The organism is Amorphus suaedae (genome assembly GCF_053629675.1).
The window spans coordinates 1,154,065-1,172,606 of the sequence record NZ_JBRJIT010000002.1; the positions used below are offsets into that span (position 1 = coordinate 1,154,065).

Genomic DNA, 18,542 nt, shown 5'->3' on the forward strand with positions numbered 1-18,542 from the left:
CCTCAGGCAAGCCCGCGCAGGAAGTCCGCCAGGTCGGCGTCGAAGCGCTCCGGCGCCTCCCAGAACGGGGCGTGGCCGATCCCCTCGTAGACCAGGTGGCGCGCGCCCTTCACCGTTCGCGCGGTGTAGGCGCCGGTCGCCGCGGTGACCACCTCGTCGCGCTCTCCGTGCAGCACCAGCGTCGGCACCCGGATCGTCTCCAGCGTGGCCTCGTACTCGGCCGGCCGGCCGCCGAGCCCGACGCGCACCTCCAGCGGCGTCGCGGCGGAGACGGCGAGCATGACGTCCAGCTCGTCCTGCGGCGGCGGCGCGGCGAAGCACTGCCGCACGAAATCGCGGGTCGCCAGGGCATGGATGCCGAGTTCCGGCGCGGCCATCGCCCGCATCGCCGGGCCAGCCGCACCGGGCACCCAGGGCGCCATGGTGGTCGTCGCGCAGACGAACGCGAGGCCGGAGATGCGGTCGTCGCCGAAGGCGGTCAGGTAGTCGAGGGCGATACGTCCCGCGTACGACCATGCCACGATCGCCGGACGGTCGAGCCCGAGTTGCCGGATCACGGCGTCGACCTCGTCGGCCCAGCGCCGCGGATCGCGGTAGAAGGCGGGGTCGAGCGGCTTGTCGGAGCCGCCATGGCCGCGGTTGTCGTAGGTGACGAGGCGGAACGCGTCGGCCAGCGGGCCGCTGACCTGCTTCAGCCAGGAAAGGTGCGCCTGGGCGAAGCCGTGGATGAACAGCACGTCGCGCCCGGAGCCCTCGCGCCGCCAGTCCTGGGCGGCGATCCGGACGCCGTCCGGGGTGGTGACGGTGACCGCCCGGTAGCGCAGCTCCCGTCCGAGCAGTTCGTACCGCGTTTCGCCTTCCGCCATCGCCTTACTCACCTTATCTGGCCGGTTGATGATCGTCCGCGTCGATGGCGTGCAGCACATCGCGCACCGTCGCGCGGCCGATCCCGCGCGATCCGACGGCCTCGCCGACGTCCATCTCCGCAGTACCACGAGACGCTGCCCGGCAGACCGCTGTTTCGATGCCCAGGTGCCCGCGACGGGGAGGGCAGCACGGGCGAGGCCCATGCACCGCTCGCGCTCGAGTCGGAAGGACTTGGCGTCCGAAGACGAAGCGCGCCCCGACAAGCATGATCTGCCTGTCATGATGTATCCGGAATTCCGGCGCATTTCTGCCAAAACTCAGCGAAGGATTAAAGGCGTTTACTTGAAGAGACCGAAAGTCCCTGCGCGGGAATTCTTCTGACAAATCGGTGAGAGCGAAGGGATGGACGGTCCGCGACGGATCGGATAGCAGTTCTCTCATGTCGAATCGAGGAATCATGACAGGGTCCACCGCCAGGCTGCTTGCCGCAGCGCTGGTGTGCCTCTCTGTCCTGTTCTCGCATTCCGCCAGCGCCGGGCGAATGGATGGGCCCGCTGTGGCCGCCGAAGCGATTTCGGGCGCTTCCGAAGTGATGTCGGACCATCACGGACATGCCCCGCAGGCGAATTTCCAGCTTCCTTCCGATCATGAACACTCCTCCAAGATGATGGATGGAAAGTGTTCGATGGACTGTCACTCGGTCTTTGTCAGTTCCAGCGGCAATCGAGTGACCCATCCGGCGCCGGCATGGAAAACCCTGCCGGCTGAAACGCCTGTTCTGACAGGCGGATTGACCCCCTCCGACTATAGACCTCCCAGGGCCTGATGCTCTTGGCTGCCCACGGGTAGCCAAAAGGGGAAGCGGCGCGATCACGCGCGCGCATTCCGTGAGAGAGCTCCGCTCGTCGCGCGCCTTTGCGCGATGAAAGAGCGGACCCGGCATCTCTGCACCTTCGACGGGCGTTGGCACGCAACCCGTGTCGCCGTCGGGTGCCATCATCGGGCTTCGGATGCTTCGTATCTTCAACGTCGGCATGTTCGGCGTGCTGGTAGCAGGTTGCGCTGCCACCACGCCCTGGGGACTTCCCCAGACCTCACTCGCAGAGACCCCCGACAACCCGGCGGTTGGTGTGCGGACGGCCGCATACCAGTCGGTCATCGGCGGTTACACGGCACGCGTTCCAGAAAGTCCGCGCAGCTTCAAGGACACCGCTGTCGATCTCAGTCCGCCGGCTTCTTCGTCGGCGTCGCCGGATAGCCACCGGGCGGGTCAGCCGCCTTCGGTGGAAGAAGGCGGTTCGCGATGAAGCGGGCGTTTCGTTCGGTCGGAGCGGCCGTATTCCTTCCGCTGTTCATCGCCGGGTGCGTCGGCGCCCGCGACTTCAGCGATACGAAGTCCGGCTTCTCCGCGGTTGGCGAGAAGGCAGGCCAGACGCTCGGCAAGAGGACGGTGTGGATCCAGGATCGAGCCGAGGCCGCGCAGGTCAGCGGGCAGGTGCGGGATCTGCTCTCGGCGAAATACGTGGATGCCGACGCGGCCGTTCAGGTCGCGCTCCTCAACAACAAGAGCCTTCAGGCGGCGTATGCCGAAATCGGGATGTCGGTCGCCGATCTCTGGCAGGAGAGCATCCCCGAAAACCCCACCCTCGCGGTGAGCTATATGGGGATCGGCGGCCTCCGGACGTTGGAGGGCGTGATCGCGTCGAACCTCGTTTGGCTGCTCACGCGCGAGCGCCGGCTCGAGATCGCGGAGGTCCGGCTTCTTCAGGCCCGTCTGAGAGCCTACGAGGCGACCTTGGCGCTCGCGACCGAGGCGCGGGTTGCCTGGATCGAGGCCGTCTCCGCCTGGGAGAAGGTCGCCTACCTGAACCGCGCCAGGATCGCGGCGGATGCCGCGGCGGAGCTGGCGGCCGAGCTGGGTCGCACGGGGGCCTATCCGAAGATAGAGCAGGCCCGCGAGCAGGCGTTCTACTCGGAACTGACAGCCCAGGCCGCGGAGGCGCGGCTCGAAGCCCAGCTGGCGAAAGAAAAGCTCGTGCGCGTCATGGGCCTGTGGGGCCCTCAGCTCGACTTCGAGGTGCCCAATTCGCTGCCCGCGATGCCGGGAAAGCCTGTCCGAAGAGATGCCATCGAGGCGGAGGCTCTGCGCAACCGCGTGGATCTCCAGGTGGCCCGGCTCGAGCTAGACGGTCTGGCCAAGTCATACGGCCTCACCAGGGCGACACGCTATGTATCCGACCTCGAACTCGCGGCCGGCCCTGAAATAGAACAGGAAGTTGAGGAAGGTGAGGACGGCGTCGAGAAGCGCTCCAACGAGCTGACCGCGATCGTCGAAGTCAGCCTCGAAATTCCGATCTTCGACAGCGGCCAGGCGCGCCTGAGAAAGGCGGAGTTCGCCTACCTCAAGGCGGCGAATATCTACGCGGCCAAGTCGGTGGAAGTGAGGTCCGAGGCCCGTTCTGCTTACAGGGCATATCGGTCCAGATACGACATCGCCAGGCACTATAGATCAAGCGTCGTGCCGCTGCGCGTGAACATAGAAAAAGAAGCACTGCTTACTTACAACGGAATGATCACGTCGACATTCGATCTTCTCGCGGACACGCGTTCGAAGCTGAACGCCATCATTCTTTCGGTCAACGCGAAGAGAGAATTCTACCTGGCGGAAGCGGGACTGACCGCCGCGGTCTACGGCGGTGGAGAAGTCGAGTCCGGAGGCGGGGCCGATCAGGCCGCTGCCGGTGGCGATGATGACTGACCTCAAGGGAGTCTCTGGAATGTTTTCAAGACGACAGTTCATGGGGGCCGGGCTGGTTCTGGCTGGCAGCACCGCCTGGTCCAGGTCATCGACCGCGGCCCTTCCCGAGGCGCCGGTCATGGAGAGCGCGGCCACGCAGCCTCCCCTCCGGCCGTCGTCCGGGCCGGACTACAATCCGGTCGTCACGCTGAACGGGTGGTCGCTGCCGTTCCGGATGAACAACGGCGTGAAGGAGTTCCACCTCATCGCCGAGCCCGTCGAGCGTGAGATGGGGGAGGGCATGACGGCCTACCTCTGGGGATACAACGGGCAGGCGCCCGGGCCGACCATCGAGTGCGTCGAAGGCGACAGGCTCCGCATCTTCGTCTCGAACCGGTTGCGCGAGCATACGACGGTCCATTGGCACGGGCTGATCCTTCCGAACGGAATGGATGGGGTCACCGGGCTCACGCAGCCCGGCATTCCGCCCGGCAAGACCTTTGTCTACGAGTTCGACGCCGTGAAGAGCGGTACTTTCATGTACCACCCGCACGGTGACGAGATGGTTCAGATGGCGATGGGGATGATGGGGATGTTCATCATCCATCCGAAGGATCCGAACTTCATGCCCGTCGACCGTGATTTCGTGTTCCTTCTCTCCGCCTATGACATCGACCCCGGCTCGTACATGCCGAAAGTCATGGAGATGACGGACTTTAATCTTTGGGCGATCAACAGCCGCGTGTTCCCGGACGTCGCGCCGCTGGTTGCCGCAAAGGATGACCGCGTCAGGGTGCGGGTGGGCAATCTGACGATGACCAATCACCCGATCCACATGCACGGCTATGACTTCGAGGTGACCTGCACCGACGGGGGATGGGTGAGGCCGGAGGCCCGCTGGCCGGAGGTGACCATCGATATCCCGGTCGGCGCAATGCGCGCCTACGAGTTCGACGCCGTCCACCCGGGCGATTGGGCGCTGCACTGCCACAAGTCCCATCACACCATGAATGCCATGGGGCACGACATTCCCACTCCGATGGGGGCGGACAAGGCCAAGGTCGCCCGGATGATCCGGCTCGTGCAGCCCGACTACATGCCGATGGGCGAGACGGGGATGGCGGAGATGGCGGAGATGTCCATGCCTCTGCCCGACAACACGATCCCCATGATGGCCGGTTGGGGTCAGTTCGGCGCGCTGGAAATGGGTGGGATGTTCACGGTGATGAAGGTCCGGGAAGGGCTCGCCGCGGACGACTATTCCGATCCGGGCGACTATCAGCACCCGCCGGGTACCGTCGCCTACGAATGGACGGGCCAGCTCCCCGATGCCGCACGGGCACCCGATCCGGCCGGCCCGCAGGATCCCATCCAATCTACCTCCGGTAGCGCGCACGACAGCGCCACCGGGGAAGGTCACTCCGGACGCTGATTGCCGGAGTTCGACGCACCAGCAATGCAAACCAAATGAGGAATTCTATGACAATCAAAGTCTTGGCAGTTTGCGCAATGGCCGTGGCGATCGCTTCCACTCCAGCCCTGGCGGCCGGGAAGCATGCCGGAGGCCATGACGATGAGATGGCGATCGGAAAGCCGGGCGCCGCCGCCGACGCCACGCGGACGATCCGTGTCCGCATGGACGAAACGGATAGCGGCATGATGATCTTCGAGCCTTCGAAGATCGAGATTCAGAAGGGCGAAACGATCCGCTTCGAAGTGACGAACGCGGGCGAGCTCGAGCACGAGTTCGTCATGGACGCGCCGGATGCGAACGAGAAGCACAAGGCGGTCATGGCGCGATTTCCCGAAATGGAGCACGCCGATCCCAACGCCATCAGGCTGACGCCCGGAGCGGACGGAGAGATCGTGTGGACGTTCACCGAGGCGGGCACGTTCGAATTCGCCTGCCTCATCCCCGGTCACTACGAGAGCGGGATGCACGGCCCGCTCGTCGTGACCACTCCGTGAGAAAGGGCGCTGAAATGAAAACCATCGGGCGCATGATTGCCGTCGCCGCGTTTCTCGGACTGACGGTCTCTGCCGGCGTTGCGGCGGAGTACACGAAAGGTGTCGTCCAGAAGGTCGACGCCAAGCTCAACAAGCTCACCATAAAGCACGAGGAGCTCAAGAACCTCGACATGCCGGCGATGACGATGGTCTTCGTGGTCGCTGACCCCGGCATGATCGCCGAAGTCCAGGAGGGCGACGCCGTCGAATTCGTCGTGGAGCGCCTCCGGGGCAAGCTGACCATCGTTGAACTCAAGTAACCGCGCGCTGTCCGGCCCCACCGGCCGGGCAGCCCGCTTGCCGCGCGGGCGACGGCCATACGCGCCGGCAGATGCCGAACCTGCGGCGACGGTGAACCGATGGGCAAGCTGTGCGGGGGAGGGCAGGGCGGGAACCTGCTGTGTAATGGTCGGAGTGGCAGGATTTGAACCTGCGACCCCCTCGTCCCGAACGAGGTGCGCTACCAGGCTGCGCTACACTCCGACAGTGGGCGGTCTTATAACCACCACACCCGGACGCCGCAAGCCATCAGACGCCGCTCGCCCACCACTTTCCAACAGGGTTTCGAAACCGGCCGCCGCCGGCCGCGCCGGGCGGGCATTCCCGCCCCCTGCGGCGCCCCGGCCGCGACATCGTGGACTGGCTTTTTGGCGGCGGGCGATCTATCCCGCCCGGGTGAGGCCGTTCGCAGTCCGGCCGGCGAACGGAACGGGGAATGGCCGGAACCGGTTTTTCGTCGGCAATCCGCTCGATCGGCGGGATGAGGAAAAGTGGGGACCGGTTTTCCGCCCGCATCCCGCTCGATGAATGAGCGCTCGAGGAGCATGCCCGTGCCAGCCCTGACCCATGACCGACGCTTCGATCCGCGCCACGGCGAGCCGGTCGAGGTCGCGCCCGGCATCGTGCGGATCACCGCGGCCAACGCCAGCCTGATGACCTTCCACGGCACCAACACATACCTGATCGGCGACGACACCGTCGCGGTCGTCGATCCGGGCCCGGCGCTGGACGCCCACGTGGACGCCATCGTGAGCGCGATCGCCGGCCGGCCGGTCAGCCACATCCTGGTGACCCACACCCACGGCGACCATTCGCTGGCGGTGCCGGCGCTCAAGCGCGCCACCGGCGCGCCGACCGTGGGCGAGGGGCCGCACCGCGCCTCGCGCGTGCTCCGGGCCGGCGAGGTGAACCCGCTCGACGCCGCCGGCGACACTGCCTTCCGCCCCGACATCGCGGTCGCCCACGGCGACGTCCTCACCGCCGGCGGCCGGCCGGTCGAGGTGGTCGCCACCCCCGGCCACACCGCCAACCACGTGGCGTTCGCGCTGCCCGATTCGGGCCTGCTGTTCTCCGGCGACCACGTGATGGTCTGGGCGACCTCGGTGGTGGCGCCGCCCGATGGCGCCATGGCCGACTACATGGCCTCCCTCGACGTGCTGCTGGGGCGCGCCGACACCCGCTACCTGCCGGGCCATGGCGGCGCGGTGGAGGATCCGGCGGCCTATGTCTCGGCGCTCAAGGGCCATCGCCTGCGCCGGGAGGAGGCGATCGTGCGGGCGCTCGGCGAAGGCCCGCGCACCATCCCGCAGATGGTCCGGCAGATCTACGTGGCGCTGGACCCGGCGCTGCACACCGCCGCCGGCCTGTCGCTGCTCGCCCACCTGGAGGACCTGGTCGCCCGCGGCACAGTCAGCGCCGATCCCCAGCTGTCCTTCGACGCCACCTACACCCTGGTCGGCCCCTGGAGCCCGGAGGATCACCTGCGGGATTGAGGGTGTCTGGTGTCCCTCACGCCGCTGCGCTGGCGCGCATCGGCTCCGCGAGGGCGGCCTCCGGCCGGCGCGCGGTCGCGCGCTGGCGGGAGGCGTCCCGCATGGCCATGTGGGTTTGCTCCGGTGCCAACCCCAGCCTCCGCTCATCCCCGCGAAGGCGGGGATCCAGGGCCCAGATCGCAGCCCCTACCGTTCCGCGCCCTCCGTCACCCCCGGCAGGCGGTAGCCGGCGAACTGCTCGCGCAGCGTCGTCTTCTTGATCTTGCCGGTGGCGGTGTGGGGGATTTCCTCCACCACCACCATGTCGTCGGGCAGCCAGAACCGCGCCACCTTGTCGCGCATGAACGCGGTGAGCGAGTCCTTGTCCGGCGTCCGCCCCGGCTTCGGCACGACCACCAGCAGCGGCCGCTCGCCCCAGGTCGGGTGGGCGACGCCGATCACCGCCGCCTCCGCCACGTCCGGGTGGCCGACTGCGATGTTCTCCAGCTCGATGGAGGAGATCCATTCGCCGCCCGACTTGATCACGTCCTTGGAGCGGTCGGTGATCTGCATGTAGCCGTCGGGGTCGATGTGGGCGACGTCGCCGGTGTCGAAGAACCCCTCCTCGTCGAGGATGTCGCCCCCGGCGCCCTTGTAGTATTCCCGCGCCACCGCCGGCCCGCGCACCTTCAGCCGGCCGAAGGTCTTGCCGTCCCAGGGCAGTTCGCGGCCGGCGTCGTCGGTGATCTTCATCTCCACGGTGACCGGCGGGTAGCCCTGCTTCTCCTGCAGGTCGAGCCTCTCCTCACCCGACAGGTGGTCGGTCTCCGGCTTCAGCGAGCAGACGGTGCCGAGCGGGCTCATCTCGGTCATCCCCCAGGCGTGCACCACGGTGACGCCGTAGCGCTCCTGGAACGCCTCCGTCATGGCGCGCGGGCAGGCCGAGCCGCCGATCACCACGCGGTTGAGGTCGGGGAGCCGGGTGCCGGTCTCGTCCAGATGGTGCAGCAGCATCAGCCAGACGGTCGGCACCGCCGCCGTCATGCTGACCCTGTAGGTGGTGAGCAGCTCGGCGATCGACCTGCCGTCCATCAGCGCGCCCGGCATCACCATGCCGGTGCCGTTCAGCGGCCCGGAGAAGGCCAGCGACCAGCCGTTGGCGTGGAACATCGGGACCACCGGCATCACCACGTCCCGGCAGCCGACGTTCAGCATGTCCACCGCCGACATGGAGAAGGCGTGCAGCATGTTGGAGCGGTGGGAGTAGAGCACCCCCTTCGGGTCGCCCGTCGTCCCCGACGTGTAGCAGAGCCCCGCCGCCGTCCCTTCCTCGAAGTCGGCCCAGGCGAAGTCGTCGTCCGCCTCCGCCAGCCACTCCTCGTAAGCGACCGCGTTCTTCAGCGACGTCTCCGGCATGTGCGCCGCGTCGGTCAGCACGATCACCCGCTCGATGGTGGCGAGCTCGTGGGCGATCGCCTCCAGGATCGGCACGAAGGTGAGGTCGACGAAGATCAGCCGGTCCCCGGCGTCGTTGATCAGCCAGGCGATCTGCTCGCGGAACAGACGCGGGTTGACGGTGTGGTAGATGGCGCCGATGCCGAGCAGCCCGTACCAGACCTCCAGGTGCCGGTCGGTGTTCCAGGCCATGGTCGCCACCCGGTCGCCGAGCCGGATGCCGGCGCGGTCGAGCCGCTTGGCCAGCCGCAGCGCGCGGGTGCGCAGGTCCCGGTAGGTGGTGGTGCGCATCGGCCCCTCGATGGAGCGCGTCACGATCTCGCGGCCGCCGTGGATGGTGGCGGCGTAGTCGATGATCTTGTGGCAGAGGAGCGGCCACTCCTGCATCAGGCCCTGCATGCGGTTCCTCCCGGGAAGCGACTGGTTACGCGGCGCTCTGCGGCGCCTTTTCCCCGAGTAAGGGCCATGCGGAAGGGGGTGTAAAGTGGGGGGTCTCTGTGTCGCACACGCCGAATGCGCTGTCGCGCATCGGCTCCGCGAGGGCGGCCTCCGGCCGGCCCGCGGTCGCGGGCTGGTTGGCGGGATGGGAAAGGCCGGCGGGAGTTTGACCGCGGCCCTACCCACAACTCCGCTCATTCCCGCGAAGGCGGGAATCCAGGGCGGCAGCCTCCGGAGTCTGCTCCACCCACACCGCAGAAGCCTCAAAGGACACCCCCACCAGCGCGCGACCGCGCGCCGCCCGGTCAGGGCGCCCTCGCGGAGCCGATGCGCGCAGCGCATTCGGCGTGAGGGGCAAACAAACCCGCGCGGACCACACCCAACCCCAGGCTGTACAGCGCGCGGCCCCGCGCTATGCTTCGGACAATGCGCGGGAATCGCGCGCGCATGCATCACCTGGGGGGAACCGCATGCCGACAGAGACGTCCGCCACCGACGCGCCGCCGGCGGACCGCCCGCCGGCGATCCGCACCATCGCCATGCCGGCCGACACCAACCCGGCGGGCGACATCTTCGGCGGCTGGCTGATGTCGCAGATGGATCTGGCGGCCGGCAACGTCGCCGCCCGGCGGGCGCAGGGGCGCTGCGCCACCATTTCCGTCGACGCGCTGACCTTCCTGTCGCCGGTGCACGTGGGCGACGAGGTCAGCCTCTACGCCGACATCGTCCACGAGGGCCGCTCGTCGCTGGGCATCCACGTCGAAGCCTGGCGCCGCCCCCGCGACGGCGAAGGCTGCGTGAAGGTCACGGAGGCGAAGTTCACCTTCGTGGCGATCGGCGCGGACGGGAAGTCCCGGCCGCTGCCGTGAGGGCGAACCCAGGAACTCTAAACTCCAGCGTCCGTTGTTCCGACAAAGGGCTTGCTAGCTCCTATAAGCCAGTTCTATCTTTGTTCCTTGGAGGTGCCTCGCTGATTGATTCAGCGCGGCCCAATCGAGATGCGCAATGTTGATATATAGACGAACTAGCATCCTAGAGTCGAATGCCCAAACACTGGTAAATACGGTTAATTGTGTTGGGGTAATGGGGAAGGGGTTAGCTCGATCGTTCAAAAAGCGAGAGCCTCGGATGTTTGCTGCTTATCAGCGCATCTGTGAAAACAAGCTTCTCGAGCCAGGTAAATTGTGGCTTTGGAGAGAGTCGCCGAATTGGGTTCTCAATTTTCCAACGAAGGTACACTGGCGCAACCCATCACGCCTCGAGTGGATTGAAGCGGGGTTGAAGAAATTTGCGTCCGCTTATGAGGGGCAGGGAATCACCGAAATTTCCTTTCCTCGGCTCGGATGCGGGAATGGGAATCTTGAGTGGAACGATGTTCGCCCGTTAATGGAGGAATATCTCGGGTCACTCCCGATAAAGGTCTATATTCATGATTTTTCAAAAGACATAGGTCTTCCTGAGCATCTTGAGAATATTGCCCATGGTATTCTCAGTGAGAGGACTCGTGAAAATTCCTTTGGAGGGTTTCTTCGTGTATTGAAGGATGTCGTGAGCTTGGCGGGGGGGCAATTAATTGAGATCGACAGTAAGAAGCCTTTTTCAGCTTCGATTACTCCGTCACAAGGGTTGAAGATTGAGGTCGGCTCGCGAAAGTGGGATTTCGACGAGGAGGCGCTTCGCGGGGTTTGGCTGCAGCTTCAGTCTGGAATCGTTACTTGTGAGCGAGCCGGCTGGACCGAACGTGAGGTCGGTCCACAATTGCTTTCGATTCTAAGTCTGATGCCTAATATTCGTCCCATAGAAATTCAAAGGCGTGGCTCTGCGAACCCAGAAATTGCTGTAGAGCTTAGGCCAGACCGGTACGATGCGTCACTGGTCTCCTCTCATTCGCCGCAGAGTGGCCTAGGATGGCATTAAGTGCCAAATTTGTCACAGAGCACATTGCGCACTGGCAAGACGAGCTTGACCAGCCGGCATATCCCTATCGCAGACAGTGGCCAAGTCGCCTGTTTCATCACGCCCCTTTGGAGAATGCAGTTTCCATTCTCAATTCGGGAATGCTTCGCTCTCGCAATGATCCGAGCAACATACGTCAGATTGATGTGGCGGCGCAGGAGGTAATTAATTCCCGGGACCATGCACATGATCGTGTGCGGCTTTACTTTCGTCCAAAAACGCCGACCCAATTTCATATTGAGGGTATTCGGAAACAGGGCGAATCTCACTTTGGAGAAACGGCGCATGCGCCGATTCTTGTAATGTTGATTCTTGATGCCCAAAGTGTTCTGACGCTTCCTGACGTAAAATTCTGTGACCGAAATATGCAGAGCTACGGTTCTGTTCCTGGAGGTGATGAAGCCTATTTCAAGAATATTCCATTTGATAAGGTGTATCATGAAGGCCCAACGGGCGGAGACCAGTCCATCACGGCGCACCGATGTGCGGAGGTTCTTCCAAGTTCACCTCTTGATCTCTCGCAGTGCCTAGAGGCTGTCTGGTTGCGATCTGAGCCCGAGCGAGAAACGCTTCTGCATCAACTCGGCGGTGCTGGCCGTAAATGGGCATCAAAGTGCCAAGTATCGGAGGCTTTAAAGGTCTTTGAGAAGCGATATAGCTTTGTCACTTATATCGGAATTAGGTCTAACGGGATTGTTTTTTCTTTAAATCCAAGATTTGATAATAAAAAAGTTTCATTTTCCGTTGAGGTGTTTACAGTGGAAGGGGTCAGGGTGGTCCGTTTTTTGAATTCAAGTATTTCAGCAACTCCAAAAAATAAGCGCCGATGGATCTTTAGACATGAATTTTCTGAAGGTCGTTATCGGGTTATAGCTCGAATAGAGGGGCATTTAGCATTCGACTCGACGCTGACATTGGGGCCGGAGCTGTTTTAGCCAGCCAGTACATTTTTGTTCCCTCAACCCATCCTTAACCCTTCTCGGCTATCCGGGAGTATCGGGCTCATGCACGGGCGTGGGGCCGGTGGGATCCGGCGGGTCCGGGGGTGTAACAAAGCGATGCCATTCGTGAGGTGGCAAAGCGTGCCTCGCGAAAGCTTCGACCCGGATGCTGCCGCAATTGGACACGAAGCCGGGGTCAGCGCGCGGTTGTTCCTTAAGGCCCAGAGGGGGCCGGACGCGCGGACATCGTTGAGGATGAGAGACGGACAGATGGCCAGCACCCAAAGCGCCCACAAAGGCGCCGCCAAGCCGAACCTTTGCGACCACTACAAGCCGGTTGGCATCCAGGCGATCTCCGCCGCCACCGTCTGCCGCGCCCCGAAGCCCGCGCCGAAGAGCAGCTGGGTAAAATAGGGTAGGTTTTTTGCGCTCACGCCGCGTGCGCTGACGCGCACCGGCTGCGCGGTTTTTTGGCCCTCACGCCGAATGCGCTGACGCGCATCGGCTCCGGGAGGGCGGCCTCCGGCCGGCCCGCGGTCGCGGGCTGGTTGGTGCGGTCCGGATGGGCCTTGCATGTTGCCCTCCGCGTCAGCCCCTTTACTCCGCTCATCCCCGCGAAAGCGGGGATCCATAGGGCTTCAGACTGTAGAGTTGTTTTTTGCCCCTCACGCCGCGTGCGCTGGCGCGCACCGGCTCCGGGAGGGCGGCCTGACCGGCCGGCCCGCGGTCGCGGGCTGGTTGATGCAGTCCGGATGGGCCTTGCATGTTGCCCTCCGCGCCAGCCCCCTTACTCCGCTCATCCCCGCGAAAGCGGGGATCCATAGGGCCCATCTGCAGGCGCTGGCGGTATGACGTGTTCCGCCAACCGTCCGCAAATCTCCGCTCATTCCAGCGAAGGCTGGAATCCAGCTGCGGCGGCCGCCCCATGCCTCGGGGTGGGAGGCGGCGCTTCACCTGTCCCACCGGCTGATCTGAACCCGGCCGCCGCCCGTCGTGTGGCCCTGGATCCCCGCTTTCGCGGGGATGAGCGGAGGTTGGGGTTGGGCCGGGATAAACCCCACACCCCACAAACTCACACCTAACAGGACACCTCTCACCAGCGCGCGACCGCGCGCCGGCCGGAGGCCGCCCTCGCGGAGCCGATGCGCGCAGCGCATTCGGCGTGAGCGGACCCTAAACAGCCCGCGCAGCGCATTCGGCGTGAGGGGAATACAAACAAGGCTGAGCTCTGAAGCCCCGGATCCCCGCCTTCGCGGGGATGAGCGGAGGTTGGGGCTGGCTCCCGGGATAAACCCCAAACCATCAAACCTTCACACTTCTCCCGCTTGACCCCGCGCCCCGTGCGCCGTTCACTCCGCCGGCCCGGACCTCCCGCCGCAGGGGGCGGTGGAGGGGGGCGCGTCGGGAGTGGATCTTGCTCAGCTATTTCGTACCGGAGGCCTCGGCGCTCACCCGCCACGACGGCCAGGAGCACAAGGGCCCGCTGCCGCGCGGCGCCACCTGGGTCGATCTGGAGAACCCGACGGTGGCCGACATCGCGCGGGTGGAGGCGATGGTCGGCGTGGCGCTGCCGACGCGCCAGCAGATGGAGGAGATCGAGAGCTCCAGCCGCTTCTACCAGGAGGACGAGGCGCTGTTCATGACGGCGATGCTGGTGCGCGTGGTGGAGAGCGGCCAGCCGGCGATTTCGCCGGTCACCTTCATCCTGCGCAAGAACCGGCTGGTCACCATCCGCTTCGAGGGGCCGCGCGCCTTCGGCATCGTCGCCGCCAAGGTGCAGCGCGCCCATGCCTCGTGCCAGTCGGGCGGCGACGTGCTGTTCGAGCTTCTGAACACCGCCGTCGACCGCACCGCCGACATCCAGGAGGTGGTGGCCTCCAGGCTGGAGGAGATCGCCCGCACGATCTTCGAGACCGGGGTGCGCGACCGGCGCGGCGACCCGGACGTCAACGACGCCATCAAGTCCATCGGCCGGCTCGGCATTCTCACCCTGCGCATCCAGGACAGCCTGATGAGCCTGGAGCGGATGACCGCCTTCCTCAGCCACCATCTCACCGTCGGCGGGCTCAACGCCGAGGTCGACGGCGCCAAGATCGACACGCTGCAGCGCGACGTGCGGTCGCTGACGGAGCACGCCGACGCGCTGGATTCCAAGGCGAACTTCCTGCTCGACGCGACGCTCGGCCTGGTCAGCCTGCACCAGAACCAGATCGCCAAGATCTTCTCGGTGATGGCGGTGCTGTTCCTGCCGCCGACGCTGATCGCCTCGGCCTACGGCATGAACTTCGTCGACATGCCGGCCCTCAACTGGTCGCTCGGCTTCCCCCTCTCGCTGCTCCTCATGGTCTCCTCCGCGCTCGCCTCCTGGGCGGTCTTCCGCTGGCGAAGGTGGCTGTAGGGTTCGGGTGGGCGGCCTGTAGTTTGGTCCGCTCACGCGAGCTCGCTTCGCTCGCCGCTGCGCGGGCGCGGCCTGACCGGCCGGCGCGCGGTCGCGCGCTGGTTGGCGGGATGCGGTGAGGCTGAGGGTGTTTGGTGTAAGGTAGGCGCCCCATCCTCCGCTCATTCCAGCGAAGGCTGGAATCCAGTCTTTCTTCTTGGCAGAGCAAAGGAGATCGAGGGGTGGAGGAGGTGATCCGAAGATGGCCTTCTACGTCTATCTGCTGGCGAGCCGCCGCAACGGAACGCTCTATCTCGGCATGACAGACGACCTCGCCCGCCGCATCAGCGAGCACCGCGAAAAGCTGAAGCCAGGCTTCAGCCAGCGCTACGGCGTCAGCCATCTTGTCTGGTACGAAAGTCACGACAGCCGAGAGGCAGCCTTCGTGCGGGAACGCCAGATGAAGGCCTGGAAGCGTGAGTGGAAGATCCGTCTGGTCGAAGAGCAGAATCCGGATTGGATCGATCTCTACGAGACGCTGTTCTAGCGGCGGACCACTCCGCCTTTCCGAGCATTCTCGCCGACGTTGACATCCATGGGACCTCGGCGGTCCGCTCCGTGCTTTCCCTTCACTCCGCTCATTCCAGCGAAGGCTGGAATCCAGTTGCTGAGGCTGCCGCAGGCGGCGATGTGGGATGAGGTGCGCGGTGCGTTGCTGCGCGCATCCTCCTGCGCTGCGGGTCCGATCTTTCGCTGTATCTGGATTCCAGCCTTCGCTGGAATGAGCGGAGTTTGAAGCAGGCTCCGCGGAGCCACAGCCCGGTCGCCCCACGCACCCACCCAAACCCTCTCAGCACACCTCCCACCAGCGGGCGACCGCCCGCCGGCCGGTCAGGCCGCCCACCCGGAGCCGGTGCGCGCAAGCGCACTCGGCGTGAGGGAAATAAAATATTCAGCGCACTCGGCGTGAGCGGTAAACAACCATCCCCTCAGGGATAAAGCCTTGCCTTCTCCCAGGCGTCCCCGGGCCCCGACCGTCGGTAGACGATGCGCTCGTGCAGGCGGAACGGGCGGTCGTGCCAGAACTCGATGGCGAGCGGGCTGACGCGGAAGCCCGACCAGTAGGGCGGGCGGGGGATCTCGCCGACGCCGAAGCGGGCGGTGGCGCGCGCCACGGCGGTTTCCAGCGCGAAGCGGCCGTCCATCTCGCGCGACTGCTGGGAGGCCCAGGCGCCGATGCGGCTGCCGCGCGGGCGGGAGGCGAAGTAGGCGTCGGCCTCGGCGTCCGACACGGTGGTCACGGTGCCGCGGATGCGCACCTGGCGGCGCAGGCTCTTCCAGTGGAACAGCAGCGCGGCGCGGCCGGAGGCGGTGAGCTCGGTGCCCTTGGCGCTCTCGAAGTTGGTGTAGAAGACGAACCCGTCGGCGTCGTGGCCCTTCAGCAGCACCATGCGCACGTTGGGCATGCCGTCGGGGTCGACGCTCGCCACCGCCATCGCGGTGGGGTCGTTGGGTTCGCGGGCGGTGGCGTCGGCCAGCCAGTCGGCGAACAGGGCGAACGGATCCTCGGCCTCGGAGAAGTCACCCGCCGTTAACGGTTGGGTGGGCACAGTGTCGAAATCGGTCATGAGGACGGCTCCGTGTACGCTCGGGACAACTGCCCCCGTTATATCGCGCCGCCGCGCAGGCGCCATCCGGCCTGGATGGCGTTGCTCGCCTCCTGCGTCGTGCTTGGCGGCTGCGGGATCATGGGTCCGCGCGGCGAGGCGATGTTCGCGGCCAACGAGCCCACCGGCTCGGCCGAGGCCACCGAGGCGCTCGCCGAATCGTCGGGGCTGAAGCGGGGCGATCTCGCGGCCCTCGCGATGGCGCTCGGGCGCGATGCCGCCGGACCGGACGATGCCGAGGCGCGCGTCTGGGACAACCCGGCCCAGGGCACCGGCGGCCGGCTCATCGACGTCGCCGACGTGCCGGGCCCGGACGGCCATCTCTGCCGCACCTTCAAGACCACCGTGAACGCGCCGGGCGGGCTGTCGCTGCTCACCGGCATCGGCTGCCGCCGTCCCGACGGCGAATGGGCCATCGACGGCGTCGCCACCGGCCCGGGCGCCTCGCAGGGCTGAGCGGTCGGCTGGCGGAGAGCGGGGATATCGCCTATATCTGGCGTGACTTGCGGAGCGGCCGGCAGGCGGCGCGCTCTTTGCATCGACCCATTCAGTTCCGAACAGATCCGACGCACCGATGAAAGATCCGTATCACGTCTTGGGGCTGTCCAAGACGGCGAGCGAGGCCGAAATCAAGGCGGCCTATCGCCGGCTTGCGAAGACCTATCATCCCGATCACAACGCCGATGATCCGCGCGCCAAGGAGCGGTTCGCCGAGGTGGGCTCGGCCTACGAGATCCTCGGCGACAAGGACAAGCGCGCCCGCTACGACCGCGGCGAGATCGATGCCGACGGGCGGCCGAAGGGCCATGCCTTCTCCGGCGCCGGCGGCGGCTTCGACCCGTTCGGCGGCGGGGGCGGCGGCTTTGGCGGCCGGGCCCGCAGCGCCCGCTTCGGCGGCGGCGGCCCGGACATCGACGACATCCTGCGCGACTTCATGGGCGGTTTCGGCGGTGCCCGTGGCGCCGGGCCCGGGGCGGGTCCCGGTGCCGGCGCGGGCGCGGGGCGCACGTGGAAGTCGCCCCAGGAGCCAGGCCGCGACGCCGAGGCGACGGTGGTCGTCAACCTGGAAGACCTGGTGCGCGGCGACAAGGTCCGCGCCGACCTGCCGACCGGCAAGAGCGTGGCGATCTCGGTGCCGCCGGGGGTGACCTCGGGCCAGCAGGTGCGCCTGCGCGGCCAGGGTTTCCCGAACCCGACCGGCTCGGCCGCCGGCGACGCCATCGTCACCATCAAGCTCGCCGCCCATCCGCTGTTCACGGTGGCGGGCAGCGATCTCCGGCTCGACCTGCCGGTGGCGCTCTACGAGGCGGTGCTGGGGGCCAAGGTCCGGGCGCCGACGCTGGAGGCCGCGGTCGACCTCACCATCCCGCCCAACACCAGCGGCGGCAAGGTGCTGCGGCTGCGCGGCAAGGGCCTGCCGAAGGCGCTCGGCGGGCGCGGCGATCTCCTCATCACCATCCGCATCGCGCTGCCGGAAGAGGGCGATTCCGACCTGGAAGACCTGATGCGCAAGTGGCGCGAGTGGTCGCCCTACGATCCCCGCCGCGACCTGAAGTAGAGCTCCTGCCCGCTCGCCGGTACGGGCGGGCGACGGGCCTCCGTGTCGCCCGCAAGCGTCCGGGGCCGCACCGCCCCGCGCCGGTGGGCGTGGCGGGCGAGCGCCTCGGCGGTCTCCACGACCAGATCCACCAGGTGGGACGGACGGACGCCGGGCGCGAGCCTCGGCGGCGGCACGTGGACGAACACCACCGGCGGTCGGGGTGCCTGCCGGGCCGCCCAGTCGAGCGCGGTGAGGTAGCCCGCGTTGCACAGGTAGCGTCCCGGATCGTCGGACAGCGAAACGCGCAGATTCGCGCGATTTAGCGCAGATTTGAGGCGCTGCGCGTCCACTTCCGTCCTGCGCACCGACCCGTGCGGATAAGCCGTTGATCCCGTTTTCAGTTTCGCCCCTGCCGCGTCGCGGAGGGCAGCGTCGGCGTGCGGGTGCGCGATGCGCTCGATGCGCGCGCCGCGCGCGCGTCCCGCAACCCCGGTCATGACCACCACGTCCGGTCGGTGAGCGGCGAGGATCTCCGGCAGGCGCGCCAGCATCGCCCATTCGGTCGGCAGGATCTCGGTGGCGACGGTCAGCGGCATGCGCCCCCGCTTGAGCCGCCTCGCGGCCGCGGCAACGAGCGTGCTCGTGGGGTTCACCGGCATGCCCGGGAACGGCCCGAAGCCGGTCAGCAGCACCCGCACGGGTCGGGCCGGCCGGGCGTGCGCGATCGGCTTGTTCTGGCCGAGGGCGTTTCTGGGTTGCTTCATCTCACCTGGGCGGTCGGCGGTCTCGTGGGCGCGCCGCGACGT

19 protein-coding genes and 1 tRNA gene are annotated in these 18,542 nt (G+C 66.3%); 15 read left to right on the forward strand and 5 right to left on the reverse strand.

From position 1 onward, the window contains the following. Nucleotides 1-2: 2 nt before the first annotated feature. Nucleotides 3-866 (reverse strand): alpha/beta fold hydrolase, encoded by an 864-nt coding sequence (locus AB7M35_RS19085; RefSeq protein WP_453962008.1) that lies wholly within the window; start codon nucleotides 864-866, stop codon nucleotides 3-5. Nucleotides 867-1,324: 458 nt separating this feature from the next. Here AB7M35_RS19085 and AB7M35_RS19090 point away from each other — a divergent pair, with 458 nt between their 5' ends. The 6 genes from AB7M35_RS19090 to AB7M35_RS19115 all read left to right on the forward strand — a co-directional run bounded on the left by AB7M35_RS19090 (nucleotide 1,325) and on the right by AB7M35_RS19115 (nucleotide 5,871). Continuing rightward, nucleotides 1,325-1,693 (forward strand): hypothetical protein, encoded by a 369-nt coding sequence (locus AB7M35_RS19090; RefSeq protein WP_453962009.1) that lies wholly within the window; start codon nucleotides 1,325-1,327, stop codon nucleotides 1,691-1,693. 184 nt (nucleotides 1,694-1,877) lie between these two features. Continuing rightward, nucleotides 1,878-2,174, forward strand: coding sequence for a hypothetical protein (locus AB7M35_RS19095; RefSeq protein WP_453962010.1), 297 nt, complete (start codon nucleotides 1,878-1,880; stop codon nucleotides 2,172-2,174). Further along, on the forward strand, nucleotides 2,171-3,625 hold the full coding sequence (locus tag AB7M35_RS19100) for a TolC family protein (protein ID WP_453962011.1): 1,455 nt from the start codon (nucleotides 2,171-2,173) through the stop codon (nucleotides 3,623-3,625). The genes AB7M35_RS19095 and AB7M35_RS19100 overlap by 4 nt, the downstream gene beginning before the upstream one ends. Before the next feature lie 19 nt (nucleotides 3,626-3,644). Further along, nucleotides 3,645-5,036: a multicopper oxidase family protein gene (locus AB7M35_RS19105; protein WP_453962572.1), complete on the forward strand. Its 1,392-nt coding sequence runs from the start codon at nucleotides 3,645-3,647 to the stop codon at nucleotides 5,034-5,036. Between the two features lie 47 nt (nucleotides 5,037-5,083). Next, nucleotides 5,084-5,572 (forward strand): cupredoxin domain-containing protein, encoded by a 489-nt coding sequence (locus AB7M35_RS19110; protein ID WP_453962012.1) that lies wholly within the window; start codon nucleotides 5,084-5,086, stop codon nucleotides 5,570-5,572. A gap of 14 nt (nucleotides 5,573-5,586) precedes the next feature. Then, the gene (locus AB7M35_RS19115; RefSeq protein ID WP_453962013.1) at nucleotides 5,587-5,871 is read left to right on the forward strand and encodes a copper-binding protein; all 285 of its coding nucleotides are present in this window, start codon (nucleotides 5,587-5,589) and stop codon (nucleotides 5,869-5,871) included. Between the two features lie 146 nt (nucleotides 5,872-6,017). On the opposite strand, the gene AB7M35_RS19120 is transcribed toward AB7M35_RS19115, so the two are convergent. Continuing rightward, nucleotides 6,018-6,094, reverse strand: a tRNA-Pro gene (locus AB7M35_RS19120). A 341-nt stretch (nucleotides 6,095-6,435) separates the two neighbouring features. On the opposite strand from AB7M35_RS19120, the gene AB7M35_RS19125 reads away from it, so the two are divergent. Next, nucleotides 6,436-7,383: an MBL fold metallo-hydrolase gene (locus AB7M35_RS19125; protein ID WP_453962015.1), complete on the forward strand. Its 948-nt coding sequence runs from the start codon at nucleotides 6,436-6,438 to the stop codon at nucleotides 7,381-7,383. 186 nt (nucleotides 7,384-7,569) lie between these two features. Here AB7M35_RS19125 and AB7M35_RS19130 read toward each other — a convergent pair whose 3' ends face one another. Further along, the gene (locus AB7M35_RS19130) at nucleotides 7,570-9,216 is read right to left on the reverse strand and encodes a long-chain-fatty-acid--CoA ligase (RefSeq protein ID WP_453962016.1); all 1,647 of its coding nucleotides are present in this window, start codon (nucleotides 9,214-9,216) and stop codon (nucleotides 7,570-7,572) included. 509 nt (nucleotides 9,217-9,725) lie between these two features. Between AB7M35_RS19130 and AB7M35_RS19135 the strand changes: the two genes are divergently transcribed. From AB7M35_RS19135 to AB7M35_RS19160, 6 genes are all read left to right on the forward strand, one after another. Next, a complete protein-coding gene (locus AB7M35_RS19135; RefSeq protein WP_453962017.1) occupies nucleotides 9,726-10,124 on the forward strand; it encodes an acyl-CoA thioesterase in 399 nt (132 codons plus the stop codon). Between the two features lie 136 nt (nucleotides 10,125-10,260). Beyond that, nucleotides 10,261-11,172, forward strand: a complete 912-nt coding sequence (locus AB7M35_RS19140; RefSeq protein ID WP_453962018.1) for a macro domain-containing protein — start codon at nucleotides 10,261-10,263, stop codon at nucleotides 11,170-11,172. Then, the gene (locus tag AB7M35_RS19145; protein WP_453962019.1) at nucleotides 11,163-12,146 is read left to right on the forward strand and encodes a DarT ssDNA thymidine ADP-ribosyltransferase family protein; all 984 of its coding nucleotides are present in this window, start codon (nucleotides 11,163-11,165) and stop codon (nucleotides 12,144-12,146) included. The genes AB7M35_RS19140 and AB7M35_RS19145 overlap by 10 nt, the downstream gene beginning before the upstream one ends. A gap of 276 nt (nucleotides 12,147-12,422) precedes the next feature. Continuing rightward, on the forward strand, nucleotides 12,423-12,566 hold the full coding sequence (locus tag AB7M35_RS19150) for a hypothetical protein (RefSeq protein WP_453962020.1): 144 nt from the start codon (nucleotides 12,423-12,425) through the stop codon (nucleotides 12,564-12,566). Between the two features lie 1,000 nt (nucleotides 12,567-13,566). Next, nucleotides 13,567-14,550, forward strand: a complete 984-nt coding sequence (locus tag AB7M35_RS19155) for a magnesium transporter CorA family protein (RefSeq protein ID WP_453962021.1) — start codon at nucleotides 13,567-13,569, stop codon at nucleotides 14,548-14,550. A 241-nt stretch (nucleotides 14,551-14,791) separates the two neighbouring features. Continuing rightward, nucleotides 14,792-15,076: a GIY-YIG nuclease family protein gene (locus tag AB7M35_RS19160; protein WP_453962022.1), complete on the forward strand. Its 285-nt coding sequence runs from the start codon at nucleotides 14,792-14,794 to the stop codon at nucleotides 15,074-15,076. Between the two features lie 442 nt (nucleotides 15,077-15,518). Here the strand turns inward: AB7M35_RS19160 and pdxH are convergent, their stop codons facing one another. Next, nucleotides 15,519-16,139 carry a pyridoxamine 5'-phosphate oxidase gene (gene pdxH / locus AB7M35_RS19165; protein WP_453962573.1) on the reverse strand — a complete coding sequence of 207 codons (621 nt, stop codon included), beginning with the start codon at nucleotides 16,137-16,139 and terminating at the stop codon, nucleotides 15,519-15,521. A gap of 30 nt (nucleotides 16,140-16,169) precedes the next feature. On the opposite strand from pdxH, the gene AB7M35_RS19170 reads away from it, so the two are divergent. Then, the gene (locus tag AB7M35_RS19170) at nucleotides 16,170-16,652 is read left to right on the forward strand and encodes an RT0821/Lpp0805 family surface protein (protein WP_453962023.1); all 483 of its coding nucleotides are present in this window, start codon (nucleotides 16,170-16,172) and stop codon (nucleotides 16,650-16,652) included. A gap of 118 nt (nucleotides 16,653-16,770) precedes the next feature. After that, a complete protein-coding gene (locus AB7M35_RS19175) occupies nucleotides 16,771-17,754 on the forward strand; it encodes a DnaJ C-terminal domain-containing protein (RefSeq protein ID WP_453962024.1) in 984 nt (327 codons plus the stop codon). Here the strand turns inward: AB7M35_RS19175 and AB7M35_RS19180 are convergent. Next, nucleotides 17,727-18,500 carry a pyroglutamyl-peptidase I family protein gene (locus AB7M35_RS19180; RefSeq protein WP_453962025.1) on the reverse strand — a complete coding sequence of 258 codons (774 nt, stop codon included), beginning with the start codon at nucleotides 18,498-18,500 and terminating at the stop codon, nucleotides 17,727-17,729. The genes AB7M35_RS19175 and AB7M35_RS19180 overlap by 28 nt on opposite strands. Nucleotides 18,501-18,542 lie beyond the last annotated feature (42 nt).